At 67.0% G+C, this 22,585-nt stretch carries 29 protein-coding genes and 2 pseudogenes; 12 read left to right on the plus strand and 19 right to left on the minus strand.

The window, feature by feature from the left end:
• Positions 1-97 precede the first annotated feature (97 nt).
• A complete protein-coding gene (locus AB0J58_RS34580) occupies positions 98-505 on the plus strand; it encodes a hypothetical protein (protein WP_364223852.1) in 408 nt (135 codons plus the stop codon).
• A 475-nt stretch (positions 506-980) separates the two neighbouring features.
• Here AB0J58_RS34580 and AB0J58_RS34585 read toward each other — a convergent pair whose 3' ends face one another.
• The 8 genes and pseudogenes from AB0J58_RS34585 to AB0J58_RS34620 all read right to left on the minus strand — a co-directional run bounded on the left by AB0J58_RS34585 (position 981) and on the right by AB0J58_RS34620 (position 4,509).
• Positions 981-1,151 carry a hypothetical protein gene (locus AB0J58_RS34585; RefSeq protein WP_364223854.1) on the minus strand — a complete coding sequence of 57 codons (171 nt, stop codon included), beginning with the start codon at positions 1,149-1,151 and terminating at the stop codon, positions 981-983.
• Positions 1,152-1,293: 142 nt separating this feature from the next.
• Positions 1,294-1,632 carry a glyoxalase/bleomycin resistance/dioxygenase family protein gene (locus AB0J58_RS34590; RefSeq protein WP_364223856.1) on the minus strand — a complete coding sequence of 113 codons (339 nt, stop codon included), beginning with the start codon at positions 1,630-1,632 and terminating at the stop codon, positions 1,294-1,296.
• Positions 1,633-1,724: 92 nt separating this feature from the next.
• Positions 1,725-2,189, minus strand: coding sequence for a hypothetical protein (locus AB0J58_RS34595; RefSeq protein WP_364223858.1), 465 nt, complete (start codon positions 2,187-2,189; stop codon positions 1,725-1,727).
• A gap of 213 nt (positions 2,190-2,402) precedes the next feature.
• Positions 2,403-2,690, minus strand: coding sequence for a hypothetical protein (locus AB0J58_RS34600; RefSeq protein WP_364223860.1), 288 nt, complete (start codon positions 2,688-2,690; stop codon positions 2,403-2,405).
• Positions 2,691-2,875: 185 nt separating this feature from the next.
• Positions 2,876-3,070 carry a helix-turn-helix domain-containing protein gene (locus AB0J58_RS34605; protein ID WP_364223938.1) on the minus strand — a complete coding sequence of 65 codons (195 nt, stop codon included), beginning with the start codon at positions 3,068-3,070 and terminating at the stop codon, positions 2,876-2,878.
• Positions 3,056-3,157, minus strand: a pseudogene (locus tag AB0J58_RS34610) (recombinase family protein); the annotation flags it as partial. The gene AB0J58_RS34605 and the pseudogene AB0J58_RS34610, both read right to left, overlap by 15 nt.
• Positions 3,158-3,261: 104 nt before the next feature.
• Positions 3,262-3,420 (minus strand): annotated as a pseudogene (locus AB0J58_RS34615) (helix-turn-helix domain-containing protein); the annotation flags it as partial.
• Positions 3,421-3,621: 201 nt separating this feature from the next.
• Positions 3,622-4,509 carry a rhodanese-like domain-containing protein gene (locus tag AB0J58_RS34620; RefSeq protein ID WP_364223862.1) on the minus strand — a complete coding sequence of 296 codons (888 nt, stop codon included), beginning with the start codon at positions 4,507-4,509 and terminating at the stop codon, positions 3,622-3,624.
• Positions 4,510-4,743: 234 nt separating this feature from the next.
• Between AB0J58_RS34620 and AB0J58_RS34625 the strand changes: the two genes are divergently transcribed.
• Both AB0J58_RS34625 and AB0J58_RS34630 read left to right on the plus strand, forming a co-directional pair.
• Positions 4,744-5,370: an ATP-dependent Clp protease proteolytic subunit gene (locus AB0J58_RS34625; protein ID WP_343980044.1), complete on the plus strand. Its 627-nt coding sequence runs from the start codon at positions 4,744-4,746 to the stop codon at positions 5,368-5,370.
• The gene (locus AB0J58_RS34630; protein WP_343980047.1) at positions 5,367-5,957 is read left to right on the plus strand and encodes an ATP-dependent Clp protease proteolytic subunit; all 591 of its coding nucleotides are present in this window, start codon (positions 5,367-5,369) and stop codon (positions 5,955-5,957) included. Before AB0J58_RS34625 ends, AB0J58_RS34630 begins: the two co-directional genes overlap by 4 nt.
• 25 nt (positions 5,958-5,982) lie before the next feature.
• Here AB0J58_RS34630 and AB0J58_RS34635 read toward each other — a convergent pair whose 3' ends face one another.
• Complete coding sequence (locus tag AB0J58_RS34635) at positions 5,983-6,339, minus strand: helix-turn-helix transcriptional regulator (RefSeq protein ID WP_364223864.1); 357 nt, start codon at positions 6,337-6,339, stop codon at positions 5,983-5,985.
• A 315-nt stretch (positions 6,340-6,654) separates the two neighbouring features.
• Positions 6,655-6,846 carry a hypothetical protein gene (locus AB0J58_RS34640; RefSeq protein WP_364223866.1) on the minus strand — a complete coding sequence of 64 codons (192 nt, stop codon included), beginning with the start codon at positions 6,844-6,846 and terminating at the stop codon, positions 6,655-6,657.
• Between the two features lie 308 nt (positions 6,847-7,154).
• Here AB0J58_RS34640 and AB0J58_RS34645 point away from each other — a divergent pair, with 308 nt between their 5' ends.
• Positions 7,155-7,943: an NPP1 family protein gene (locus AB0J58_RS34645; protein WP_364223868.1), complete on the plus strand. Its 789-nt coding sequence runs from the start codon at positions 7,155-7,157 to the stop codon at positions 7,941-7,943.
• A 186-nt stretch (positions 7,944-8,129) separates the two neighbouring features.
• Positions 8,130-8,735, plus strand: coding sequence for a hypothetical protein (locus tag AB0J58_RS34650; protein ID WP_364223870.1), 606 nt, complete (start codon positions 8,130-8,132; stop codon positions 8,733-8,735).
• A gap of 221 nt (positions 8,736-8,956) precedes the next feature.
• On the opposite strand, the gene AB0J58_RS34655 is transcribed toward AB0J58_RS34650, so the two are convergent.
• From AB0J58_RS34655 to AB0J58_RS34670, 4 genes are all read right to left on the minus strand, one after another.
• Positions 8,957-9,787: a pyridoxal-phosphate dependent enzyme gene (locus AB0J58_RS34655; protein WP_364223872.1), complete on the minus strand. Its 831-nt coding sequence runs from the start codon at positions 9,785-9,787 to the stop codon at positions 8,957-8,959.
• Positions 9,784-10,584, minus strand: a complete 801-nt coding sequence (locus AB0J58_RS34660; RefSeq protein ID WP_364223874.1) for a ThiF family adenylyltransferase — start codon at positions 10,582-10,584, stop codon at positions 9,784-9,786. Before AB0J58_RS34660 ends, AB0J58_RS34655 begins: the two co-directional genes overlap by 4 nt.
• 13 nt (positions 10,585-10,597) lie before the next feature.
• A complete protein-coding gene (locus AB0J58_RS34665; protein ID WP_364223876.1) occupies positions 10,598-11,296 on the minus strand; it encodes a class I SAM-dependent methyltransferase in 699 nt (232 codons plus the stop codon).
• A 250-nt stretch (positions 11,297-11,546) separates the two neighbouring features.
• Positions 11,547-12,251 carry a hypothetical protein gene (locus tag AB0J58_RS34670; protein ID WP_364223878.1) on the minus strand — a complete coding sequence of 235 codons (705 nt, stop codon included), beginning with the start codon at positions 12,249-12,251 and terminating at the stop codon, positions 11,547-11,549.
• Positions 12,252-13,053: 802 nt separating this feature from the next.
• Here AB0J58_RS34670 and AB0J58_RS34675 point away from each other — a divergent pair.
• Positions 13,054-13,659 (plus strand): histidine phosphatase family protein, encoded by a 606-nt coding sequence (locus AB0J58_RS34675; protein WP_364223940.1) that lies wholly within the window; start codon positions 13,054-13,056, stop codon positions 13,657-13,659.
• Between the two features lie 94 nt (positions 13,660-13,753).
• On the opposite strand, the gene AB0J58_RS34680 is transcribed toward AB0J58_RS34675, so the two are convergent.
• Positions 13,754-14,254, minus strand: coding sequence for a MarR family winged helix-turn-helix transcriptional regulator (locus tag AB0J58_RS34680; protein WP_364223880.1), 501 nt, complete (start codon positions 14,252-14,254; stop codon positions 13,754-13,756).
• Between the two features lie 541 nt (positions 14,255-14,795).
• Here AB0J58_RS34680 and AB0J58_RS34685 point away from each other — a divergent pair.
• Positions 14,796-15,689, plus strand: a complete 894-nt coding sequence (locus tag AB0J58_RS34685; RefSeq protein ID WP_364223882.1) for a slipin family protein — start codon at positions 14,796-14,798, stop codon at positions 15,687-15,689.
• Positions 15,690-15,767: 78 nt separating this feature from the next.
• Here the strand turns inward: AB0J58_RS34685 and AB0J58_RS34690 are convergent, their stop codons facing one another.
• A complete protein-coding gene (locus AB0J58_RS34690) occupies positions 15,768-16,712 on the minus strand; it encodes an RNA ligase family protein (protein WP_364223884.1) in 945 nt (314 codons plus the stop codon).
• A 135-nt stretch (positions 16,713-16,847) separates the two neighbouring features.
• Here AB0J58_RS34690 and AB0J58_RS34695 point away from each other — a divergent pair, with 135 nt between their 5' ends.
• Together AB0J58_RS34695 and AB0J58_RS34700 are read left to right on the plus strand one after the other, a co-directional pair.
• Positions 16,848-17,018, plus strand: coding sequence for a hypothetical protein (locus tag AB0J58_RS34695; RefSeq protein WP_364223886.1), 171 nt, complete (start codon positions 16,848-16,850; stop codon positions 17,016-17,018).
• A gap of 66 nt (positions 17,019-17,084) precedes the next feature.
• A complete protein-coding gene (locus AB0J58_RS34700) occupies positions 17,085-17,879 on the plus strand; it encodes a metalloregulator ArsR/SmtB family transcription factor (protein WP_364223888.1) in 795 nt (264 codons plus the stop codon).
• 1 nt (position 17,880) lies between these two features.
• Here the strand turns inward: AB0J58_RS34700 and AB0J58_RS34705 are convergent, their stop codons facing one another.
• Positions 17,881-18,453 carry a peroxiredoxin-like family protein gene (locus tag AB0J58_RS34705; RefSeq protein WP_364223890.1) on the minus strand — a complete coding sequence of 191 codons (573 nt, stop codon included), beginning with the start codon at positions 18,451-18,453 and terminating at the stop codon, positions 17,881-17,883.
• A gap of 69 nt (positions 18,454-18,522) precedes the next feature.
• Between AB0J58_RS34705 and AB0J58_RS34710 the strand changes: the two genes are divergently transcribed.
• Together AB0J58_RS34710 and AB0J58_RS34715 are read left to right on the plus strand one after the other, a co-directional pair.
• On the plus strand, positions 18,523-19,143 hold the full coding sequence (locus tag AB0J58_RS34710) for a TetR/AcrR family transcriptional regulator (RefSeq protein ID WP_364223892.1): 621 nt from the start codon (positions 18,523-18,525) through the stop codon (positions 19,141-19,143).
• Between the two features lie 88 nt (positions 19,144-19,231).
• Positions 19,232-19,576, plus strand: a complete 345-nt coding sequence (locus tag AB0J58_RS34715; protein WP_364223894.1) for an MmcQ/YjbR family DNA-binding protein — start codon at positions 19,232-19,234, stop codon at positions 19,574-19,576.
• A 144-nt stretch (positions 19,577-19,720) separates the two neighbouring features.
• Here AB0J58_RS34715 and AB0J58_RS34720 read toward each other — a convergent pair whose 3' ends face one another.
• A complete protein-coding gene (locus AB0J58_RS34720) occupies positions 19,721-20,017 on the minus strand; it encodes a hypothetical protein (RefSeq protein WP_364223896.1) in 297 nt (98 codons plus the stop codon).
• Positions 20,018-20,452: 435 nt separating this feature from the next.
• On the opposite strand from AB0J58_RS34720, the gene AB0J58_RS34725 reads away from it, so the two are divergent.
• Positions 20,453-21,124, plus strand: a complete 672-nt coding sequence (locus AB0J58_RS34725) for an enoyl-CoA hydratase-related protein (protein WP_364223898.1) — start codon at positions 20,453-20,455, stop codon at positions 21,122-21,124.
• 132 nt (positions 21,125-21,256) lie between these two features.
• Here the strand turns inward: AB0J58_RS34725 and AB0J58_RS34730 are convergent, their stop codons facing one another.
• Positions 21,257-22,507: an amidohydrolase family protein gene (locus tag AB0J58_RS34730; protein ID WP_364223900.1), complete on the minus strand. Its 1,251-nt coding sequence runs from the start codon at positions 22,505-22,507 to the stop codon at positions 21,257-21,259.
• Positions 22,508-22,585 lie beyond the last annotated feature (78 nt).

Here is a 22,585-nt window from a genome sequence, read left to right on the forward strand (position 1 = left end):
GGTTGTCGTGCTCCCACGAAGGGATGTCTCCTTCCCCGCCCTCGATACAGAGTTATGTACCTTTTTGTTACCTCTGTCTAGTTTGGCAGGGAGGGCCGTGGGGGTTTTCAATCCGGAGGGTCGGCCTGGTGTCAAACGAAACCTGTTGCGCTGGGCAGCACCGGCGATCGTTGGAATTCTGGTCTTCGCGCTGGCTGCTCTGGGGCCTGGAAGATTCAGACTTTCCCTGTCCGAGGAGAGCTTCGAGAAGGTCGCACGGTCAGCGGTAGCGGGAAGCGGCGACTGGAGGATGGATGCCGCGACGCTCGGGCTGTTCGAGATCTCCTGGGCCGAACGGCATGAGGGCACGGTGCGCTTCGCGCTTGCGGGTGGGGGAGACGGCATCCACGCCCATGGCTTCATCTGGAGCCCGAGCGGGGAACCTCCGTTGCCGGAAGAAGAGGAATACCAACCCGGGGTCGAGCACTACTACGGGCCCTGGTACCTGTGGAGTGAGAACTTCTGAATCCTGAGTGACCAACCGGGTGACAACGACCACGGACGGGCCCGGACACCGGTAGCCGGATGTGGACCGTACGCCCAGCTCAGGGCCGGTATCCGCCCTGGTCGCGCCCCTGCTCGGATCGCCCTACAAGCGAGATGTCACTGGTTCGAACCCGGTGGTGCCCATCGCAAGCTCCTTACCTGTGAAAACAGGTGAGGGCTTCTCTTTTTGTCGCCAGAGCATCTCGCCACGTCGCTTAGACAGATGTCGCCTCACAGCAAGTTCAACCTCTGACGCCAGTCCGGCCTCGACGAGAGTCTCCCCCGGCGAATACCCCGACCTCCGACCGATAGCGCGGAGAAAGTCGACCAGAGGGCGGAAATCTTCAGGACTGCGACCTTCCTCCCCGAGGGCTGTTGTGACCCAGGGGGCCGGCATTAAGCCGGCGTCCTCCTCGGTTGAAGGGGCACTAAGCGGTGGTGGCGCTGCCCGTCGCTCAAGCGGGCAGGTCCCAAGACGGGCCGCCGGGCTCACCCAGCCACACGTACTGGCGGTCCGGGGTGACGGTGAGGCCGAACGCTGACTGGTGCGGAGACCCAGCCTCCTGCCAGAGCAGGATGGCGTCCTCGACCGCGTCCCACAGCCGCAACGGGCCATGCTGGTACACCGTCCACCCGCCGCCCGGGTTCGGCCGGGTGTCAGCTCGGGAGCCGGTGGCGGCGTCCAGCAGGATCGTCGCATCACCCGTCGATGACCGCTGGGCGGCCGGTGCTCAGTTCAGGATCCATGCCGCCCATGCTCGCGACCTTTTAGGTGACGCACAGGTCGACGGTGCGGCCATCAGGATCGACGAGGACATGCCGACCGGGTGCCAGCGGCGGCGCGACGCCGCCGGCTGGGGCAGTAAAGCCGAGCCGCAGGCTCCCGGTGGCCGGACGGCTGGTGGCAGGGTAGAGCTCGAACACGATGCCGTCGAGCGTCGCGGCGTAGTGCTCAGGGCCGGTGCCGTGCTGCTCCGGGGTGAAGGTGAGGCCGAGCCCGCTGTAGAAGACATGGCAGGCGTCGAGCTGGTCGGTGTAGATGACGATCAGGTTGGCGTGGATCGTGGCTCCTCCTTGGTGGCCATGGGCGGACGACGAGGCACGCATGACGGCCTCCGCGTCCTCGCCCGAACTTAAAACGGCGAAGCCCCGCCCGTCCTCCGTGCTGGAGGGCGGGCGGGGCATTGTTGGGTTCAGGGCTAGTACTCGTAATTCACCGTGACGCGGTCTTGAGATCCACTGCTCGTAGGATAGGTGCCTCCGTGCAGGGTGTGCTTGACGGTGATCGTGCCCCTAGGGTCCAGGCCGCTGAAGGTGTAGACCCACAGTCCCAGGCTGCTGTTGAGGTCGAATGCGCCTGTGCACTTGTAATCAATGGTGGTGCCCGGTTCCTGATAGCAGAAGTCGACCGTCTCGGCGACCCTGCCGTTGTAGTAGGGCTGGACCAGCAGGAGCGTGCGGGTGATTTGCCCGTTGCTCGGGGTGCTCGCGTTACTGAAGTAGGTGATGGCGTCGCCACCGTCAGAGGTGATCGTGCCGTGAGGTTGATACACGGTCCACGACCCGGTGGTTGCCGCAGACGCGGGTAGGGCAACGATGGTCGAGGCGATGAGCGCTGCGCCGAAAAGGGTGGAAAGTAAGCGTCTGAACACAAGCCCTCTCAAAGGGGTAGGTGTAGGACACCAATGAGACGGCTGCCGGTGATGCCAGGTTGCCAAATGTCCAGATGTGGACATTTGTATTTGCTTTGTGTAGAGAATGCTGTATTGCCTGATTAAGGAGGATTTGCCTCGTCCTTCGGGCCAGACTGATCGTCCGTAGGCAGACACGATGACGCCCTCGCCCGGGGGAAGGGCAGGGGCGTCATCCGTGCGGGGTCACAGCCCTTCGAGGCCGTCCGTCAGAGCCTCGTACGGGTCGGGCTTCATGTCCGCCCGCACCCACTCGGCAACCTGTTCCCTGGGCAGATGCTCGGCCTGCCGGACGTCATGGGCGTGCGGTGCGCACAGGTCAACCAGGTCGCCCGGCTTCCGGTCTCGCCCGGCGAGGTGACCACCCTCGTTGGCCATGAACGCCTCAACCGCCCGGGTTCCGCATTCGGGCACCACGCAGTCGTGCACCTCGTCGCGGCGGCGGTGCTCAACCCGTTCGGAGTCGCTCCGCATTGCTCCTCCTCGGGGTCGTATGGTCAGGGTATGGCGCAGCAGATGGGCTACACCGCCGACCCCCACCTCAAAGGGCAGGGGCGCTGAAGAACTATCAGACGCCGAGTCGTGTGGCCGAACGTGATTCGGGGGAGCGCGGGAGCGTGATCGCTGCGACACCCGCGTAATCCGCGCTATCAGGGTTTTCACTGCTCGATCGCCGTTGGGCTGAGCTCGGGGATGTACTTGTACAGCGTGGAGCGGCTCACGCGGAGCAGTTCGGCGATGCTCGACACGGTCTCTTCGGGCTGGGCCAGCATGCGCCGTGCACGCGCCACCATCTCCGCATCCATCGCGGGTGGCCGGCCGAGGCGTTGCCCGCGGGCTCGTGCCGCCGCCAGACCCTCGTTGGTGCCTTCCACGATGAGCTCGCGGATTGACTCGGCCAGGGCGGCGAACACATGGAACACGAGTCGCCCGCCGGGGGTGGTGGTGTCGAGCGCTTAGTGCAGGGATTGGAAGCCGATGCTGCAGACACCGGCTCGGCGTGGGCGGACGAGGTCAGGCCGGGCTCCAGCCCGGAATCGATACGGTCTTGCTTGCGCCAGTTGTAGATCGTCTGGTCGCTGATCTGAAGGTTCGTGGCGACCTGCTGTACGGTTCGGCCTGCCCTGAGCAGATCCAGGACCTTACGCTGGAACTCGGGGGGATGGCTCCTGGGCATACTGATCTCTCTTGAGGATCTAGGCATGCAAGTCAGCCAAAGCGACTCCACGAAAGCAGGGGAACATCAAAGTCTCCACCGAACCCGGGGCGATTCACTCCGGTCTGAACCCGGTCGGGTCGACCTAAGCTGCCTGTGAACCTCTGCCGCCGGACGGGCTCGCGGGATCGCGGTACACGGCGTTACCGGCCCGCATCCTCCAAAGGAAGCTTGGAACCGGATCGTGCCCTAGCGATCCTCTTCTCGGCCCGCGGGCGCGGCCGTTCGAGGCTGTGCCATCCGGGATTGCTCGGGCCGGTACGCCGTCGCAGGTGTCAGAGGCCGGCCGCCGGCGATCCATTCCGTGATGGAACCGTCGTACACCCGTACCCCGGTGACGCCGGCCGAGCGCAGGGCGAGCCAAACAGCCGGGGCGGAGATTGCCGCGCCGCAGTACGCGACAACCGGTGTGTCGACGTCGATCCCGGCTGCGGCGGCCACCGACCTGATGCGGGACGGCGGATGGTGCAGCCCCGAGGAGTCGACGAGCATGCGCATCGGCAGTCTCGTCGCGCCCGGAATGAGCTGCGGCTGCTCCGCCCAACTGGAGTCGCGGCGGCAGTCGGCGATGGGCAGGCCGCCCGCCTGGTGCGCGAGCAGGTCGTTCAGACCGGCGATGGCGGAGCCGGTCTGGCTCAGGAGTGGCGGGTGAGTCACGCAGGGCCGCCGGGAGATCGGCCCGGTCTCCACGGGCCCGCCTGACCGCAGCCAGGCGGGCCACCCGCCGTCGAGGCGGAACGATCGCTCGAAGCCGTGAGCCCGCATCAGCCATACCAGCCGCGCCGCGGTGAACTGGTGGTTGTCGTCGTAGGCCACCAGGGTGCTGTCGGTACCGACGCCGAGGTCGGCGAGTGCGGCGGCGAGCGTCGCGGGATGGGCGGCCCGGCCCGGTGGCTGCGGGCCGGGCGCCTGGGTGGCGTCGAACCCGAGGTAGACGGCGCCGGGCACGCGCGAGCGGCGATACAGGTTATGCCCGGCCGGACCATCGCCCACGGGCCAGCGCGTGTCGACGATCCGGACCGACGGTGCGCCGATCAACCCGACCAGCTCATCACACGAGACGAGCAGTTTCTCCACGGTGATTCTCCCGGTTGGCGGTGTTGGCGGCATCCCATGAGCGCCTCCGTGCTCTATCGCATATGACCACAGAGATCGGCCCTGGGGATCCCCCGGAGTGTGGACAGCGGCTGTCGTGCGGTGAGCGACAACGGCCCTGAACAGAGCCGGAAACCGAGTTCTCTCTGCTCAGAGCAGATCCGCCCCAGGCAGATCGTGTCGACGCCGCCCCGGATCGCTCCACATGATGGACGCATGAGCGAAGAATCGAAACTTCCACTGTTCAACGCGCGGGTAAGGCATCAGCTTTACGAGCAGCGTGTTCTCGTTCTCGACGGCCCTCTCGATGACGACAATGGGACGTTGCTCGCCACGCAATTGATAGCCCTCGCCACGCAGGACGCGTCGACCGATATCGCATTGTGGATTCACTCCCCGGGCGGCTCGGTTCCATCGATGCTTGCGATCCGTGACATCATTCGACTCATTCCCTGTGACGTATCGACCCTCGTGCTGGGCATCGCCTACAGCGCCGGGCAATTCTTGCTGTCATCGGGTACCCGAGGGAAGCGCCGCGCCCTGCCGCACGCGCGTGTCCTGATGCATCAAGGCTCGGCCGGAATCGGCGGCACCGCAGTCGACATCGAACTGCAGGCCGGCGACCTTCGGCATACTCGCGACACGGTGCTCGGTCTTATCGCCGAGGACACGGGCCAGCCCGTAGAGCGCATATTCGAGGATTCTCTGCACGATCGCTGGTACACAACGCAAGAGGCACTGGACTACGGCTTCATAGACACAATCGTCCGGAGCTTCGACGAAATCGCGCCACACAGTCGCCCGCGACTTGGATTCGGCGTCACCGAAGGAGTCGGTCAGTGACCACGTACACGATCCCTAACGTCATCGCCCGGGATTCTCGTGGCGAGCGGATCATGGATGTCTACTCGCACCTGCTCACCGAGCGAATCGTCTACCTGGGAACCGCAATCGATGCGGGCGTCGCGAACGCGCTCGTCGCACAGCTTATTTTTTTGGAGTCGGACAACCCCGATGCCCCCATACAGTTCTATATCAACTGCGAAGGCGGGGATCCGAGCGCAATGCTCGCGATATACGACACCATGCGCTATATCCGCCCGCGGGTTGAGACAACCTGCGTTGGACAGGCCATCGCGGTGGGCGCCGTCCTTCTCGCCGCGGGCGCCGAAGGAAAACGTGCCGCTCTCCCGCACGCACGAATAATCCTGCACCAACCAGCTGCTCAGGGGCGCGGAACGATCCCCGACCTCATCTTGCAGGCCGATGAGGTGGTACGTGTCCGAGCGGACATCGAGCGCATACTGTCACGACACACGGGCCAGACTGTCGAGACCCTGCGCGCCGACACCGATCACGATCGCGTGTTCACCGCGACCGCGGCCTTGGAGTACGGGATCCTCGATCAGATCATCGAGGAGCACGCATAGGCTCGGATGATTTCGGCAGGCCGCGCTACGCGGCCAGAGCGTACGCCACCGAGCAGGTGGCACCTCTTGACGTGCTGCTCTGAGCAGACCGCAAGCTCTCGGCAACGGCAAGGGTCAGATCGACCAGGGTGACATCCAGTGCGCCGGCGACCGCAGCGATCATTTCGCTCGATGGCTCTTTGACGCCTCGTTCCATCTCGGAGAGATACTGCGGCGAGACACCGGCACGACGCGCCGTCTCGCTCAACTTCTCGCCCCGCTCATGACGAAGACCTCTGAGACGCTCACCGAGCGCGTGCCGCCAGAGCGGCTCGCGAGCCGGAGACGGCTTGGGATCGGTCCGATCGATCGCTGGACGTAGCGGCGGGACAGAGGAGGCCATGCCTCAGCATAGGTAGACGACGCGTTCGAGTTCTGTGGGCTTCGCGCAGAGCAGAACCGTCCCCGCCTCCTCCGTCCCGGTCCTCGCCCTCCGGTGATGACATCACCGGAGGGCGAGCAGCACGTCGTATGCGCGTCTGCCGGCGCCGCCTGAGAACCGACCTCGTGGCGACGCCTGGGTTCCAGTGCTTGTCGCAACACACCTGATCACCAGGGGCGTGTTGACGGCGAGGCGAGGACCCAGGCGCAGGTTGGATGTCGAGTCGGAGTACTGGCGGCCGGTGCTGTCAGGCGTCTCCCCGGCTGCGTCGTGCGGTCATGATGCCCTCGCTTCCCGTTCGAGGAGAGCGATGTAGCCGGAGACACGGCCGAGGCCGGGATGAAGCCGGGCACGGCCCTGGGGGGTCGAGCGCAGACGGCCCGCGCCGAGCTGCTCGTCGTCCCGGCCGACCTGCGCTACGACGGTCAGATCGGGGTCGAGGATCGGCCCCGGTGCCCCGCGCACCATATGGACGTCCGATCGCCCTCCTCCGGGAGGCGATTCATGAGCTTTCGCTGGTGGTTCACCTTTCGACCGTCGCCGATACATGTTGGCGTCATTTGATCTAAGGACCTTGATCAAGCATCGGTTCCGTGGTGCCGTGAAAGTGCGAGGCGTGCTCACATCGGTGCGGAGAACGCCGCCGACGCCCCACCACGCCGACGCGCCGTCAGGTCATGGAGCCAGTCCTTCGAGAAAGCGGAAGAATGCGAAAACTGTCGTCATTCACGTACATCGCGAGGGCATCGAAGTCAGCGACCGTGTCAGAGAGGAGTATGTCCTCCCCTACGTTCTTCACGCGCAAGCGTTCCCGGCTCGGGATCGTGCTCGGGGCCACCGTTCTGGGGGTCGTGGTCCCCGCGTCGGCGGCCTATGCCGCTCCGCCGCACAACCTGCCCCAGTCGGCCGGAGGGTACGAGGCTTCGTTCTCGCCGGTCTACGACTACGACGGCGACGGCTGCTACGCCACCCCCGCCATCGGGCCGGACGGGACCCTCGCTTCGGGGCTGAACCCGACCGGCGCGGTCAACGGCAACTGCCGCGACCAGTCAGACCTGGACAACACGCAGACCTACGCCCGTTCCAAGTGCAACAACGGCTGGTGCGCCGTCGTGTACGCCAGCTACTTCGAGAAGGACCAGGCGCTGCCCGGCATCAGCCTCGGCGGCCACCGTCACGACTGGGAACACGTCATCTCCTGGGTCAACCAGGCGTCCAACCAGGTGGAGTACCTTTCGACCACGCAACACAGCAGCGTCGTGACCTATACGCGCTCGCAGGTGCGCTTCGACGGGTCGCACCCCAAGGTCGTGTACCACAAGGACGGGGCGTCCACGCACTTCTTCCGGCTCGCCAACGGCAATGACGAGCCGCCGGAGAACCACTATCACAACTGGCGCTATCCCCCGCTCGTGGACTGGAACGGCTGGCCCAGCACCTGGCTGCGCGACAGGCTGATGAACGCGGACTTCGGCGCCGCGACCATCAAGATCAACGATGGCAGGTTCGGAGACCTCCTCTCGCGCGCCAAGCCGAGCGGCATCCCTTTTGACCCCTGGGCCTGACGAGCCCGTCATCGCCCGCGGGCGGCCGACCTCTCCCACCGGGGTGTCCGTGGTCCGGCCGCCTGATCGGGTGACCGCGCCGGCTGTTCCCGCCTTGAGACGGAGGAGTCGTTCCAGGTCTTGTTCGAGGACAGTGCACAGCGGCATCCAAGCCGGCGACAAGTGATGATCGGTAACTTGCCCGGAATGAGAAAGCGATCTTCTGTCCTCGCCGTGTCGGCCATGGCGGCCCTGCTCACCGCCCCCACCGCCGCCCTGGCCGCGGCGAACTCACCTGCGGCGGCTCCGGCGGTCGTGTCGGCCTCCGGGACCAAGACCCTCTCCTTCCGGGGGATGAACCTGAAGATCCCCACCACCTGGAAGGTGCACGACTACACCGACCGGGTCCTGGTGGCGACCGGTAGCTGCAAGGTTCCCGAGCCCTTCGCCCCGAACTGCCGGGGGTTCTGGCTGTACGGCCCGAAGGTGATCGCCTACGGCGCTGAGGGCCGTCGTTACACCGGTGCGAAGCCGTTCGTCCCGGCGAGTGGGGCGCCGGCGGGCTGTCCCTTCGAGTACGGAAGCATCCAGGTGATCGGCAAGGCCACCTCGACAGGGCTGCGCCAGGTCGGGCGCGGGCACGAGGCGAGGTACACCGCCTGGGCCGGCCGGTGCGTGAAGCAGCAGAGCGGCCGGCAGACGAAGAGTTTCATCCAGCGAGAGTGGTTCCTGCCCGAGTCGAAGATCGTCGTAGTGGACGTGTGGGGCGACCAGAAGCTGCCGGGCCTGCTGAGGAACGCCGCTTGGGGCTGACCCGAGAAGGGGAGCGGGCCGGACCTCCTGCTCCCCGCCGGGTTCGCCCTCCCACTCCTCGGCGACCGCACCGCTGATCGTCCGCGCCGCCGCCTCGGGGACGCCACGCACTTGGTCGGCGATGGCCTGTTCGTTCGGGGCAGCCTGCGGGTCACTCCTTCAGCACGCGGCCGATCACGGCTGAACCATGACGAGCACCGTAGGCCGTACGACCTGCTGGCTCAACGACGGAGTTCGTCGTATGCCGGCGAGGCTGAGGCGGTTGTCGAGGTGACCTTTTCGGACAGGCCCCGGTCCCGAGGGCGGCCGTCGTGGGAGATCACCAGCACCTGCTCCGGATTGGCATAGGTGTTCGCGTACCTCAAGAGTGAATCCAGAGCACCCGCGCCGGAGCTTTCGGTTTCGGATGGGATGGGAAGCGGGATCTTCTCCTGGTAACAATGGAAAAGATCCTGGTCACCCAGATTCTGGAGGGCATAGTTCCTCCAGCCGGGAACAGGATCGCCTGGCCTGGCCTGCAACCCCATGACCGAATACCCGAAGGGGGCAAAGACGCGGTACAGTCCCGCGACAGTGGCGCCGGTGCCGAATCCGCACACCAGGTAGCGAATTTCCGGCCAATTCTTGCGGACCTTCCGCAGGAGTTGCAGTCCCCATAGCTCCACGCACCTGACCAAGGCCACGTTGGTGAACTGCCTCGGCCAGAACCAGCCCTCCTGCTCGTACTGAAGGCAGAGCCGGTGAGCCTCGTCGAGGTTCGTGATCGTCCGCACCTCGCCGCGGAAGCCGCGCCTCATGAGATGATCGCGGCCGGAGGCGTCCGTGATGGCGACGGTCGGCAGTCCTTTTTTTCTTCCGAGCAGATCCAGGGCGAGCGCGGTTGACGAGCCGGAGATCTCAACGAATCCTCGGACATCTTGCGGAGCCTCTTCAAGGAAAAGCTCGTACGTCAGGTACTTGAGGCTTCCCGATTCGTATACCCCACCCCAGAGCACGGCCGGGCCGTTCTCGTCAGGCCGGATGAGGGTGAAAGGTGCATCCATGGCGCTCATGCGGGGACGACCGAGCCTCGGACATAGTGGTGGTCAAAGAAATCCACGTACAGATACTCGGGGTGGGACACCATCTGATCCCGCCCCAGGAGGATGGCGCGCATGATCTCGCTCACCATCATCCCGGCTGCGGTGGTGGCTCCGATCACGCAGGTGGGAGCATGCCCGCGACCGGCGAAGCAGGCATCCCAGTGTTTCTGCACGACATAGCTGCCGAGCCGGGGGATGATCTTTGGCAAATCGATGCGTCCGTCCGGAAGCATGTAGAGATCCTCATAGCGGGGTGCTTCTGGCTGGAAAACATGCAAAGCGGCCCCGAAGCCCAGCATCAAGCCGGTCATGATGACGATGCCCCGCTCCCGGCACGCCTGATGCAGCCATTCTTTCGCTCTGAGGCCGGCGATGTCGATGACTTCCACGACGTAGTCCACCGGTTTTCCGTCGAAACCCGAAAGCAAGGAATCGATATTGTCCTCCGTCACGCCCTCGGTCGCTTTGCGGATCCGCAGCTCCGGGTTGATGTCCTGGCACATCCTCCCGACGACCTCGATCTTCAGCTGACCGACGGTGCTGTCGAAGCTGCCGACCTGGCGATTGGAATTGTGCACCTCGTAAACGTCGAAGTCTGCGAGCGTCACCCAACCAAAGCCCAGGCGGGCCAGGTCCACCGCGCACTGCCCGCCGGCGCCGCCCACTCCGGCCACGAGAACATGGGTGTCCGCGACCTTCTTCATCGATTCTTCATCCAGAATCCCCAGGTTGCGCTGGAATCTGGGGTTGATTTTGGAGCCCTCCATCGGAAACCTCACTTCACTTCTGCATGCAGACGTAATAATTCTCGCCGAAGTAATCGTCGCCATCCGCGACCAGGGGGCGTGAGAAACCCAGGCATCGCAGGGTGTCCACCAGTTCGTCCACCTCGAAGAACGTCACCATTTCATTGGGGTCGGTGGTCAGTTTCTGAGCGCAGGTCGAATGATGGGCCAGCGCGGCTTGGAGAGCCTCGGTGAAACGCCCTTCCGCCTGCCACTCCGCGATGGAGTGTCGAAGCACCTTCTGCAGGTCAGGCCGGCGTTTCGGGCCGGTGGCGATCATCACGCCCCCCGGCTTCAAGTGGGAGAGAACCTCGTGCAGCGCCGATTCGACGTCCTGGACGTAGAAGAGGACGTTGTTGAGCAGGACCGCGTCCGCGTCGGAAACAACCTGGGAGGGAAAGTTCTCCACACTTCCCTCCATGACCGTCCATCGGTCGCGAGCCTCGCCCGACGCGGCCGCCTTCTTGTCGTGAGCCCGCTGGAGCATGGCAGAGTTGTTGTCGAAACCGACGACCCGGTGACCGCGGTCAATCAGCGCCTGGCTGACCAGGCCGGTTCCACACCCGGCGTCGATCACCGTCCGCCGGCCCTCCGTGTCGCGAAGGATCTTGCTGAGCATCCGCTGGTAGCAGTTCAGCTCGGGAATCATCTGGTCATAACTCTTGGCGAACTCGGTCCAGATGTTTTCGTTCATGTCGCTTTCAACTCCCTAAAATCTTTCTTCATGGGCGACGGAGAGGATTCCGCCGACGCCTAAGTGATTTCGGCATACCGGTCGGCAGGAAAGTCGTCTGCGGGCATGCGGGGTCACGGCTCCTCGTAGGTCGGCGCGGTCGCGTCCGGAGAGTGTGGCCTCGGGGTCCTCGTTCGCACTCCAGCCGCGGATCGCGCGACGGGGCAGGTTCGTGACGGGGATGCAAAACGGCCGCGGCGCGCCCGACGGGTCAGTTCCGTGAGTGGGCCGCCGCCTGTTCCTCCCGACGGCCCCCGCGCAGCTTCATGATCGCATGTGGCATCCGGGAAAGGGTCTGCGCCCGGCTGCTGTAGGTCAGGAAAAGGGTGTCGTCACGGTTGGCGGGGGGAAAGAAGCCAGAATAGCAGAGCACTGTGTTCGCGAAACCGTAGGCGTCCACGAGGCTTTTCCTGGCCGCGTTCTTCGAGAACACGATTCCGGTGTCCCAGTCGCTTCTGAACAGGTCAAGGGTGAGTATCTTGGCCAGCGGAAGCAGAAGGCCGGGTATTTCCCTTCCCCGCCAGCTCGGATGCACCCAGTGCCCGCCATAGTGCGCCACCCTGCCGGATATGATCGGTGTCTCCGCCGGCAGAACGAGATCCATCGACTGTTTCACTTCGGGGGGCAGCGGATCGAACCACAGCCGCACGGAGCTTATGTGACTGCTGAAGTCCGCCGTGTATATCATTCGCACGGCGATGCACGCGACCGTCGATCCGTCGCGGTCCCTGATGGCCAACCAGTAGCTGTTCTGGGCGGAGACGGGACTGTGCGCCGGGTCAAAAGTCGGGTTGATGCCGTCGGAGTGAACGGCGGTCCGCATGTGGCGGACCCAACTTGAGATATCCGTATTGTAGTCCAGCGTCAGGCCCCGTTGATCCAGCCATTCTGTGGACTCTTTCAGGAACTCGTTCAATGTGGCGGCGACGGCAGCCGAACTACGACCTATCTCAAGGACCTGGCCTACCAAGATTCCAACCTCCGACCGGGATATGACTCGACGGACTGCTTTCACCGGGCAGGTCAACGTTCCATGCGGTTCCGCCAGGCTCCGTGACCTGGCGGGACCGGTGACGCGCTGAGGTGGCCCGGTGAGGTTTCCCGGCCAGGGGCCCGCACAACGGCAGGACCGTCATGAGTTCCCCACGGGCTTTGGCCTGCTCCCTGGCGGGACCCCGCGGCGCGCGTATCGTCGAACGTTGGGAGACACTGTGCAGGCGCCTTTCCGACACCGCGTGGTCTTCCGTCACGGAGCTCGCCGAAATTCCACGTGGCGGATCCCGGGTTTCCCCTGACTCGCTTGGTGGCGATCATTTCCAGGGCCTGTCTGGTTCTTCGTGCAGGAAAGCCGTCATCATTTTCTTTCTTGCAATAATCGATTTACCTGCCGCGGTGGCCTGATCTGCATCGGAATTTCGATCGGCTTTGCCGTGGCGTGAAACCGGTCACTTCGCGGCAAGATTATCCAGCCCTGGTTGAGGAAGACTTGGAGTCTTCTTGAGAGACTCCGTATGCCCTGGTCATAGGGGGACAGGTGAGGCGGGGCCGCGGGGTTGTCGGGCGTGGCTCCCCCTCGTACCGTGGGGATCCGGGGGCCGGCCGTACCGGTCGATCTGGTGCGATCCGATCACCTGGTCGGTAAGAGGTCGTGTTCGCCGGATACGCCGACCGCCTCCCGGGACCGTGTTCTCCCTAGAGCTCCGGAGCCGAGCGTGGCAATGACGATCGTGTACGAGACGCACTCGATCACGACCGACAACGAGGTCGGAATCGCGACCGGCCGGTTGCCGGGAGAGCTGTCACCGCGAGGCCGTGAGCTGGCTCGGGAGCTTGGCGAACGCCGCCGCCACGATGGCCTGGCCGCGGTGTTCACCTCCGACCTTCGTCGTGCCGTGCAGACCGCGGAGCTCGCTTTCGCGGGCATCGACATTCCGATCCATCAGGATGAACGGCTGCGCGAATGCGACTACGGCGAGTGGAACGGAATGCCCGTGGCGCGGCTGGCCGCCGAGAGATCCCGGCATGTCGACGTGCCGTGGCCGGGCGGGCAGAGCTACCGGCAGGTCGTCGAACACACCCGTGATTTCCTGACGGACCTTGCCGGGCTCTGGGACGGCAGGAGGGTGCTGCTGATCGCGCACTCGGCCAACCGGTGGGCGCTGGGCCATCTGCTCGGCGGGCGGGCACTGGAGGAACTGGTGGACGAGGAGTTCGCCTGGCGGGAGGGCTGGGTCTACGAGTTGCCCGAGAGGTGGGAAGGCGTGATCCGCGCCTCGGAAGAGGCGTCACCGTGTTCACCTGCCGCCCGGCCCGGAGACCGCTGACCGGGGCGGGGCAGGCCGGTGGTGTCGGCGGTGGACCTGACTTCCGATGATCTTTCGCGTGTCGCTCGGTGGCTTCCGGAGACGCGTTGAGGGATCATGGAGCGGACTCGTGTCCTTCCTGCGGTGTGCCGTGCCAGACAGGGACGTTGAGTATCGCGTCCATCCGCCGCAATTCGTCGCGGTGGAGCGCGCTCAGGCGGGTCAGGACCCGTTCCCCCTCCGGTGTCAGCGACACCCGCACCGCCCTGCCGTCGCTCGGGTGCGCGCTCCGCTCCACGAGTCCCTGTGCCTGTGCCCGATCGACCAGTTCGACCACACTGTGGTGGCGTAGCCGGAGAGAGTCGGCGAGCTCTCGCACGGTCGCCCACTCGCGGCCGGGAAACCCCTTCAGCGCCAGCATCAGCTGGTACTGCTGCGGAGTGAGGCCGTTCCTCCGTGCTGTCTCCTCACTGAAACGCAGATAGCGGCGGATCTCAAAACGGAACCGAGCCAGCACCTCGAAATCCCGCTTCGTCAGGGGGGCGAGTCCCGCCCCGTCGTCCTCGGCGGTCGTCGCGCCTTGACGCGACGGCCCCTCGGTCTCACGATCCGCCATGTCACAAACGTATCGTGATGCGACATGTTCGTGCCGCCCTCCTGGAACGCGCCTCGCGGCGATCACGGCCTGTCGCGGGCGCGGTGATACAGGTGATGCAGGCGTGACCCCGGCGGAAGGAGGCTGAATCCGCTCGGCAAAAAGGTACATATCGGACAGTTTGTATCGCGCTACGATAGAAAGGTCCGAACGGGGAGGCAGTGTGGCCGGGCCTGACGGACAGGCACCTCAAGGAGGTGTGTCGTGCCCAGTGACCGTGAACGCGAGGCGGCACGCGAGATCCAGTGCCGGTCGCCGGTCGAGGATCCGGGCCTTGCGCGGCCCTTTGACGCCGGCGCCCGGCGCCCGCACCGCGCGCCGTCCGGCCTGATCCGATATCGCCCGCATCCGGGGTACCGCTCCGGACGGTCCTGCCTGGTGGCGAGATCAAGGCGGAACGGTGCCGGAAGCGACGATGACCGCCGCCCCGTGGCCGGCCTGCCCGCCGCGAGCGGGAGAGGTCTTCGGAACGGCGGGACCGGGGGAGACGCAGGAGGGTGAAATGATCACTACCGTCATCTATGTGCTGATCGCCATCGTGGTGCTGGGGGCGATGTGGCTGAAGGCCGGTGTGCGGGTCGTCAAACAGTTCGAACGGGGCGTCGTCTTCCGGTTCGGACGGGTCCGCTCCGAACTCCGTGCTCCAGGACTCGCCCTGATAATGCCGGTCGCCGACCGCCTGCAGAAGGTCAACATGCAGGTCGTCACCATGCCGGTGCCCGCCCAGGACGCCATCACCCGGGACAACGTGACGGTTCACGTGGACGCCGTCATCTACTTCCGGGTCGTCGACCCGGTACGCGTGGTGGTCGGCGTCCAGGACTACGAATCCGCCATCCGCCAGGTCGCGCTGGCCTCGTTGCGGTCGATCATCGGCAAGAGCGAGCTGGACGACCTGCTGTCCAATCGGGAGCGGCTCAACCAGGGCCTGGAGCTGATGATCGACAGCCCGGCCGTGAGCTGGGGCGTGCACATCGACCGGGTCGAGATCAAGGACGTGGTGCTCCCCGAGTCGATGAAGCGGTCCATGTCCCGGCAGGCCGAGGCGGAACGTGAGCGGCGCTCCCGCATCATCACCGCCGAGGGCGAGCTGCAGGCCTCGAAGAAGCTGGCCCAAGCCTCTGAGACGATGGCCCTGCACCCCGCCGCGTTGCAGCTGCGCCTACTCCAGACCGTCGTCGAAGTCGCCGCGGAGAAGAACTCCACCCTGGTGCTGCCCTTCCCCGTCGAACTGCTTCGCTTCCTGGAACGAGCGACACCCCCCGAGTCCGGCCAGGCCACCGCGAACTCCACCCCGACGCTGGCCGGGGGCTTGGCGGCACCGGTCGGCCAACACCTTCCGGGCACCCGCATCCCCAACCAGGTCGCACCCAACGCCGCGGAGACCGGCCGGTAGGCCGTACCCGGCCTCGCCACCGGGCGCCGCCCCCGAAGGGCCGGCCGCCTCCACCGGGACCGCGGCGACGATCCGTGCTCACGCCTGACGGTGACCGCTGAGCGCGACCCTGCGGATGGACGCCTGCAGTTCGGCCTCCTCCTCGTCGCCCAGCGCCGCCATGGCCGAGGGGAAGGTCGCGGACAGATCCACCATGATGTCGAGGACCACCTCGTCCAGGAGCCCTTCGAGGTTCGACGGTCCCACCTTGGATCGCGCGCCGGCCAGCCGCGGCCCGTTGACCATGGCTCGGGCGACCCGGTGCAGTTCCTCGGAAGTGAGGATCACCTGCGGGTCCCAGGGACGGCTCTGGTCGAAACGTTGCTCGTCGAACTCCTCGATCTTCAGCTTGACGGTCGGCCTGCGGTCGGGAGGCAGGGGGACATCGGGTCGCAGGACGATCCCCTCGGCCAGGTTGCCCGGCAGGCCGGGCAGGCCGAGCGCCTGCGGCACCCGGCTGGGGAACCGGACCGGCAGAGCGTCGAGCTCCGACCGGGTCCCTCTGCCGAGAAGCGGCACAACGTCGAGCTCGGCGTCGGCGGCGATCGAGGCGACGTCCGCGTAGGGCAGGAAGACGCCGGGATCACCGGGATCCTGATGGAGTAGCACGTCGAAAAGGGCGAAGCGGATTTCCGGGCTGTACCAGACCCCCGTTTGAACCGGAGTGATGCCCGGCATCGGCGAGACGCCGAGGTGGGGGTAGTGGCCGCCGTACAGCTCGCCGTAGACGCGTACGGCCGCGCCGCCCCGGCTCAGGGCGGCCCGCGCGGCTTTTTCGAGGTGACCGCGGAGCAGCTGCCAGCCGAAGAACGGCTCGTCGTCGCGTAGCCACGCCTTGCGTTTGCCCGCGAACGTGTTCCGGCCATCGTGGGCGATCACCATTTGCGCCCCGTGCACCTTCTCGGTCGCCACCCAGGGACCGCCGGCGACCGTCCCGCCGGACCGCTCGGCCGCGGGGATCTTGGGGTAGGCGAGGTGTCGCATTGGAGCAGTATGACCAGGACGAGTTCAGCGGGCACCTGATTTACCGGGCCGGGCGGCGGCTCGGCCATGCCGCCCGCCCCGCCTCGCGGACGCCGTACGGGATGACCGGACACCGGTTACAGCCGAGGGAAGGTCATGTTCGGCACCAACCGGCCGCGGCTTTCGCATGATCGTGCCCTCGCGCAGGTCGAGCAGCTCGGGCTGAGCGACGAGGCCAGGGCCGACTTCCTCGGGGGAGCCGCCCGGCGTGTCTTCCGGCTGCCCGGTGGCGGGAGGCTGACGAACAGGTCTTCGGGGGATCGTTGACATGCAGCCATCTGGCTGCCTATCTTTTAAGGCAGCCGAATGGCTGCATGTTCGGGGTGGTACAGGATGGACGAGGTTTTCAAGGCGCTGGCCGATGCCAGCCGCCGCCGGCTGCTCGACAGTTTGAACGCCCGCAACGGGCAGAGCCTGCGCGAGCTGTGCGCCGGGCTGGACATGGCCCGGCAGTCCGTCAGCAAGCATCTGGCAGTGCTGGAGGCGGCCGGCCTGGTGACCACGGTGCGGAGCGGCCGGGAGAAGTTGCACTACCTCAACGCCGCGCCGATCAACGCCATCGCCGAGCGCTGGATCGACCGGTACGACCGCGGCCGGGTGCGCGCGCTCGCCGATCTGAAGAGAGCATTGGAGCAGGAACCGATGGGCAACCCCGAGTTCGTCTACACGACCTACATCGGCACCACGCCGGAACGGCTCTGGCAGGCGCTGACCGACCCCGCCTTCACCCGTCGCTACTGGGGGGTCGGCTTCGAGTCGGACTGGAAGGCGGGGTCGCCGATGGTCTGGGAGGAGCGGGGGGTGAGGATCGCCGACCCCGAGCAGGTCGTTCTCGAATCCGATCCCTACCGCCGGCTGGCCTACTCCTGGCACACCTTCACCCCGGAGTTCGCCGAGGCCTGGGAGTTGGACGAGAAGGTCGCCGCCCAGTGGGCCGGGGAGCGCAGGTCGAAGGTGACCTTCGACATCGAGCCGCTCGGGCGGATGGTCAAGCTGACGGTCGTCCACGACGGCTTCGACCCCGGCAGCACCCTGCCGGAGAGCTTCGGCGAGGGGTGGCCGCAGATCCTGTCCAGCCTCAAGACGCTGCTGGAGACCGGCGAGACCCTCCCCGGCGAAGACGGCTGACTCAGCGGGTCACCGCCCGGCGTGCGCGGGCCGCCAGGGTCAGCACCTCGTCGACCGGCCACTGGTCGTAGGCGTGCTCGCCGTACTTGCGGGTGACCACCCGGCCGTCGGGGGCGATCAGGAAGTCGGCGGGGAGCCCGAGCCGCCCGCCGTGCGGCCGGATGGACGGCGGACGCTCCCGCCCGCGGGCGATCGCCCAGAGGGCGCGTACGACGGCCAGGGCGATGGTCGGCCAGACCCGGGGGTCGAGCAGCGCGCGGGGCGCCTGTTCCACGCCGAACTCCGCGTACAGCTTCTTGTCCGGGTCGGCGATGACGGCGAACGGCAGGCCCGTGGCGTGCTCGGCCAGTTCCTCGGCGGAGGAGTGGAACACCACCACCTCGCGGATTCCGGCGGCCTCGATCTCGGCGTGCCGGGTGACGAAGGAGCGCAGGTGCAGGTTGCAGACCGGGCAGCCGGCGAAGCGCCGGAACTGCAGGTGAACGAGATGGTCCCGGTCCGGGACGGGGGCCGCGGCGCCGGTGACGGAGGACAGTTCGCGGGCGGAGACGGTGGAGCCGGGCTGGAGACGCATCGGAACTCCCTTGTAGGCGTACGGCATATACCTACAATTGTAGGCGTATGCCGTACACTTTCAACCGCCATGCCACGCCCGCGTTCGCTCACCCAGGACCAGATCGCCGCCGCCGCCCTCGCCGTCATCGATCGCGACGGCCTCGCGGCCCTGTCGATGCGCGCGGTCGCCGCGGAACTCGGCATGAGCGCGATGGCGCTCTACCGCTATGTCGGCGACCGCCAGGAAGTGGAAGGGCTCGTGGTCGAGCTGGTGCTCGGCGGCGTCGACGTCTCATCGCCGCCGGGGACGTCATGGCGCGAACGGGTCACCACACTGGTCGGCAGGTTGCGCGACCAGGTGGGCGCGCACCCGCACATCGTGCCGCTGACGATGACCCATCGGCACCGTTCCGCGGGCGTGCTGCGCTGGTCGGAGGCGGTGCTCGGCATCCTCGCCGAGGCCGGCCTGGCGGGTGCGGACCGGGTCGTCGCGCTGCGCGGCCTGCTGAGCTACGTGATCGGCGCGGTCCAGCTGGAGCATCTGGGCCCGCTGTCGGGCGCGGGCACGACCGTCTTCGCCGGGCTCGCCCCTGCCGACTTTCCGTATATGGCCGAGACGGCGGGTCACGCGCGTCTCGTCGGCGCCGACGAGGAGTTCTACGGCGGCCTCGCCATCGTGCTGCGCGGGATGTGCGATCCCTTGGCGTGAGAGGTCCCGGCCGGGCCGTGCCCGCGGTGGCCTTCGACGGCAGGGCGGTTTCGCGGGGATTGTCGGAGCGCTCTGATAGACGTGGCCCATGGGTGTGAGTGTTGGTGAATTCCTGGAGATGCTCGACAGGCTTCCCGAGGTGCAGCAGAACGACTCCGGCAGCTGGACCTCGCTGAAGGTCCGAGGCAAGGGTTTCGGCTACCTGTGGGGAGACACGGAGACGGTGGGTCTCAAGGCGACGATCGACGAGCAGATCGCGCTGGTGGCGGAGCGGCCGGAGGTGTTCGAGGTCCAGTTCACCGCGGGCCGGTTCGGCTGGGTCGTGGTGCACCTCGCGAAGATCGATCCGGATGAGCTGTTCGAGCTGGTCACCGAGGCGTGGTGCCTGACGGCCCCCAAGCGGCTGGTCGACGCGCACGAGGCCGGGCGGTAGTCCTGCGACACGTCGGGGGCCGGTTCGTGATCATTTCGTGACGTTCCTCGGCGGAAGTGCCGGTCCGCACCGGCCCGGGGCGCCGCATGTTCGTGGCCCGCGCCGAGGAACGCGGCAGTGCCTCGCGAGCCGTCCGCGGTCCTGTCAGTTGTCGATCCCCGCCCCGCCTCTGTTGCCGGGAGCCCTGTTGTCGCTGATGCCGCCGCCGATGCCGACACCGTCACCGCCGATGATGCCGTGGTCGCCGTGGTGACCGCGCCGGGCGCGGCACCTCTCGGGGTGCCTGTGCTCGCGGCAGGGCTTCTGGGCGGAGCCGAGAGTGGGCGAGGCGTTCGAGGCCGCGGTGTCCGCGACGGCGGACGGAGCCGGCGTCATCATGGGGGCGAGGAGGGCGGAGGCCGTCATCGCACCGGCTGCGAGAGCGTTCCTGACCTTGGTCATCGCATCTCCTCGCGGGTGGAGATCTCGAACTCCGGCTCTGGCGGAGAACGCGGCATGGTGTCCGGCGGCGGCGATGCCCGAGCCGACGGTGTGCCGGGCCGGCGGTCGGTACGGCAGGGAACCTGCTCCCACGGTAAGCGAAGGGACCCGAGGTGGTCGGCCACAGGATTTCAAAACCTTGGGGCGGTCGGATGACCCGCCGGTAGCGGGCAGGGGCTTGCCGCCCGGAGTTGATCCTGCGGACAAATGAGTTGCTTCGATGTAATATGCGATTCGCCGTAGTTACTCGCTAGTAGCATCGTTGCCGACGCAAGTTCCTGCCGGTCTTCGACGTCAGAAAGGCGCTCATGTTCGGCGGCTCGCTCGTCGCGGGCGCGGCTGCCGATCCCGGCCGGGCCAGGTGTGCATGAGCGACAACCGCGAAAGGAATCAGGCATGCCCACGCTCGACCGCCAGGACGACGTCTTCGTCCTCGACATCGGGGACACCGAGAACCGTTTCCACCCCGACTGGATCGCCTCCGTCGACGCCGCGCTGGACGAGGTGGAGAAGGCGGAGGGCCCCCGTGCCCTGGTGACCGTCGCGACCGGCAAGTTCTTCTCCAACGGCCTGGACCTGGACTGGCTGTTCGCCAACGCCGACCGGCACCGGGACTACGTGGTCAGCGTTCACGAGCTCCTGGCACGGGTGCTGACCCTGCCGATGGTCACCGTGGCCGCCCTGCAGGGGCACACCTTCGCGGCCGGCGCGATGTTCTCCCTGGCCCACGACTTCCGGGTGATGCGCGCCGACCGGGGCTACTGGTGCCTGCCGGAAGCCGACATCAACATCCCGTTCACTCCGGGCATGTCCGCGCTGATCCAGGCCCGGCTGTCCCCGCAGACCGCGCACGAGGCGATGACCACCGCGCGCCGCTACGGCGGCCATGACGCCCTGGCCGCCGCCATCGTCGACCGCGCGGTGGACGAGGACGCCGTGCGGCGGACCGCCATGGAGATCGCTCGGGCCCAGACTGCCAAGGGCGGCGCCACCCTCGGCACCATCAAGGCCCGCATGTACGGGCCCGCCTTGGAGAGGCTGCGAGAGAAGGACAACCCGCTCGGCTGAGCGGTCGAGGTCCAGGCCCGCCGTGGCACGGATATCGCCGCCCGGGCGGCGGTTCTCAGCGCCTGTTCACCCGCAGGGACACGATCGTGCCCGGCGGGCCTGCGGGGACGGGTCAATGGGCACGCGTGTCCTTCAGCGGGGGACACCGGCTCCGAAGGCGGTGTGCCGGGTGGACGAGGCCACGACCCGGCCCGCGACGACGACATGGCGGGGCGGTGCGTGCCGGGTCAGGGCCTCGCGAAGGGTCCGCCCCTCAAGGACGACGAGATCCGCGGGAGCCCCGGGTTCCAGGCGGTGGGCGGGCAGGCCGACGACCCGGGCGGCGTCGACGGTCACCATGTCGTACAGCCGTTCCAGGGCGGCGTCGGTGCGGGCGTCGAGCAGGTGCGCGGCCAGGAACGCCACCTCCAGGAGGTTGTGCCGCCCGAACGGGTAGTAGGCGTCCTCGACGTCGTCCTGCCCCAGTGCGACCGGAACCCCGGCGCGGGCCAGCTCGAAGACCGGTAGATGGAGCGGTCCGGTGTGCGGGTCGCTGACGAAACCGAGCCCCGCCGCACGACACAGCCCGGCCAGGCGTCGCAGGTACGGCTCGGGATAGAGGGCCATCGCCCGCGCGTGCTGGGCGCTGCCGCGCCCGATCATGTTCCGCTCCAGCAACTCCCGCGCGAGCATCTCGGTCGTCCGCAGCCCCGGGTCTCCGGCGTCGTCGACCAGCATGGCGACGCGCAGCCCGTGCCGCCGTGCGAGATCGACCATGCGCCGTACGTGCTCGGCGGCGTCGGCGTCGGTCCACTCGATCCACGGGATGCCGCCCACCACGTCGGCGCCGAGCCGTACGGCCTCGGCGACCAGTTCCTCGGTGCCGGGCTCGCGGAGCAGGCCGTCCTGCGGGAACGCCACCACCCGCACGTCGACCACGCCGCGGAACTCCTCGCGCAGCGCCAGCAGCGCCTCCACCCCGGTCAGCCCCGCTGCCGGATCGATGTCGGCGAAGGCCTGCACGGCCCGGACGCCGTGCCGCACGGACTCGACCAGTACCGGCCGGGCCCGTTCCAGGACGGCCTGCCGCGTCTGACCGGCCTTGACGGCGGCGGCCGTCTCGATGGCTCCCATCGCGGCCCCCATGGCGCGGCCGGTGTACTTCGACAGCGCGGCGGGGCCGGCCGCGTCGAGGGTGTGTGCCTTGCACAGGTGCAGGTGGGCGTCCACGAACGGCTCGGTGACCAGGGCGCCGTCGGCGTCGACGGTCACATCGGCCGCCGGGCCGAGGTCGGGGTCGTCCTCGGCGACGAGGCTGAGCAGCCCGCCCGTCGCCGCCAGTGACCATCTGCCGGGACGGCCGCGGAGGGAGGCGTTGCGGATGAGGAGATCTGGGGTGTCCATGGGAAGCACGGTAGAAGCGAGACCACGAGACCCGTGACGGCCAGACCTGCCAAGCCGCGTACCACGAGCGACTACCCG

Source organism: Streptosporangium sp. NPDC049644 (genome assembly GCF_040675205.1).
GTDB lineage: Bacteria > Actinomycetota > Actinomycetes > Streptosporangiales > Streptosporangiaceae > Streptosporangium > Streptosporangium fukuiense.

What these genes read in the sequence shown, in the direction of transcription:
- AB0J58_RS34590 (WP_364223856.1), bottom strand. Translation starts at nt 1,632, where the DNA reads ATGCGTGCCTCGTCGTCCGCCCATGGCCACCAAGGAGGAGCCACGATC.
- AB0J58_RS34600 (WP_364223860.1), bottom strand. Translation starts at nt 2,690, where the DNA reads ATGCGGAGCGACTCCGAACGGGTTGAGCACCGCCGCCGCGACGAGGTG.
- AB0J58_RS34625 (WP_343980044.1), top strand. Translation starts at nt 4,744, where the DNA reads ATGAGCGAAGAATCGAAACTTCCACTGTTCAACGCGCGGGTAAGGCAT.
- AB0J58_RS34635 (WP_364223864.1), bottom strand. Translation starts at nt 6,339, where the DNA reads ATGGCCTCCTCTGTCCCGCCGCTACGTCCAGCGATCGATCGGACCGAT.
- AB0J58_RS34640 (WP_364223866.1), bottom strand. Translation starts at nt 6,846, where the DNA reads ATGGTGCGCGGGGCACCGGGGCCGATCCTCGACCCCGATCTGACCGTC.
- AB0J58_RS34645 (WP_364223868.1), top strand. Translation starts at nt 7,155, where the DNA reads ATGTCCTCCCCTACGTTCTTCACGCGCAAGCGTTCCCGGCTCGGGATC.
- AB0J58_RS34650 (WP_364223870.1), top strand. Translation starts at nt 8,130, where the DNA reads ATGAGAAAGCGATCTTCTGTCCTCGCCGTGTCGGCCATGGCGGCCCTG.
- AB0J58_RS34655 (WP_364223872.1), bottom strand. Translation starts at nt 9,787, where the DNA reads ATGAGCGCCATGGATGCACCTTTCACCCTCATCCGGCCTGACGAGAAC.
- AB0J58_RS34660 (WP_364223874.1), bottom strand. Translation starts at nt 10,584, where the DNA reads ATGGAGGGCTCCAAAATCAACCCCAGATTCCAGCGCAACCTGGGGATT.
- AB0J58_RS34665 (WP_364223876.1), bottom strand. Translation starts at nt 11,296, where the DNA reads ATGAACGAAAACATCTGGACCGAGTTCGCCAAGAGTTATGACCAGATG.
- AB0J58_RS34675 (WP_364223940.1), top strand. Translation starts at nt 13,054, where the DNA reads ATGACGATCGTGTACGAGACGCACTCGATCACGACCGACAACGAGGTC.
- AB0J58_RS34680 (WP_364223880.1), bottom strand. Translation starts at nt 14,254, where the DNA reads ATGGCGGATCGTGAGACCGAGGGGCCGTCGCGTCAAGGCGCGACGACC.
- AB0J58_RS34685 (WP_364223882.1), top strand. Translation starts at nt 14,796, where the DNA reads ATGATCACTACCGTCATCTATGTGCTGATCGCCATCGTGGTGCTGGGG.
- AB0J58_RS34690 (WP_364223884.1), bottom strand. Translation starts at nt 16,712, where the DNA reads ATGCGACACCTCGCCTACCCCAAGATCCCCGCGGCCGAGCGGTCCGGC.
- AB0J58_RS34695 (WP_364223886.1), top strand. Translation starts at nt 16,848, where the DNA reads ATGTTCGGCACCAACCGGCCGCGGCTTTCGCATGATCGTGCCCTCGCG.
- AB0J58_RS34700 (WP_364223888.1), top strand. Translation starts at nt 17,085, where the DNA reads ATGGACGAGGTTTTCAAGGCGCTGGCCGATGCCAGCCGCCGCCGGCTG.
- AB0J58_RS34705 (WP_364223890.1), bottom strand. Translation starts at nt 18,453, where the DNA reads ATGCGTCTCCAGCCCGGCTCCACCGTCTCCGCCCGCGAACTGTCCTCC.
- AB0J58_RS34710 (WP_364223892.1), top strand. Translation starts at nt 18,523, where the DNA reads ATGCCACGCCCGCGTTCGCTCACCCAGGACCAGATCGCCGCCGCCGCC.
- AB0J58_RS34715 (WP_364223894.1), top strand. Translation starts at nt 19,232, where the DNA reads ATGGGTGTGAGTGTTGGTGAATTCCTGGAGATGCTCGACAGGCTTCCC.
- AB0J58_RS34720 (WP_364223896.1), bottom strand. Translation starts at nt 20,017, where the DNA reads ATGACCAAGGTCAGGAACGCTCTCGCAGCCGGTGCGATGACGGCCTCC.
- AB0J58_RS34725 (WP_364223898.1), top strand. Translation starts at nt 20,453, where the DNA reads ATGCCCACGCTCGACCGCCAGGACGACGTCTTCGTCCTCGACATCGGG.
- AB0J58_RS34730 (WP_364223900.1), bottom strand. Translation starts at nt 22,507, where the DNA reads ATGGACACCCCAGATCTCCTCATCCGCAACGCCTCCCTCCGCGGCCGT.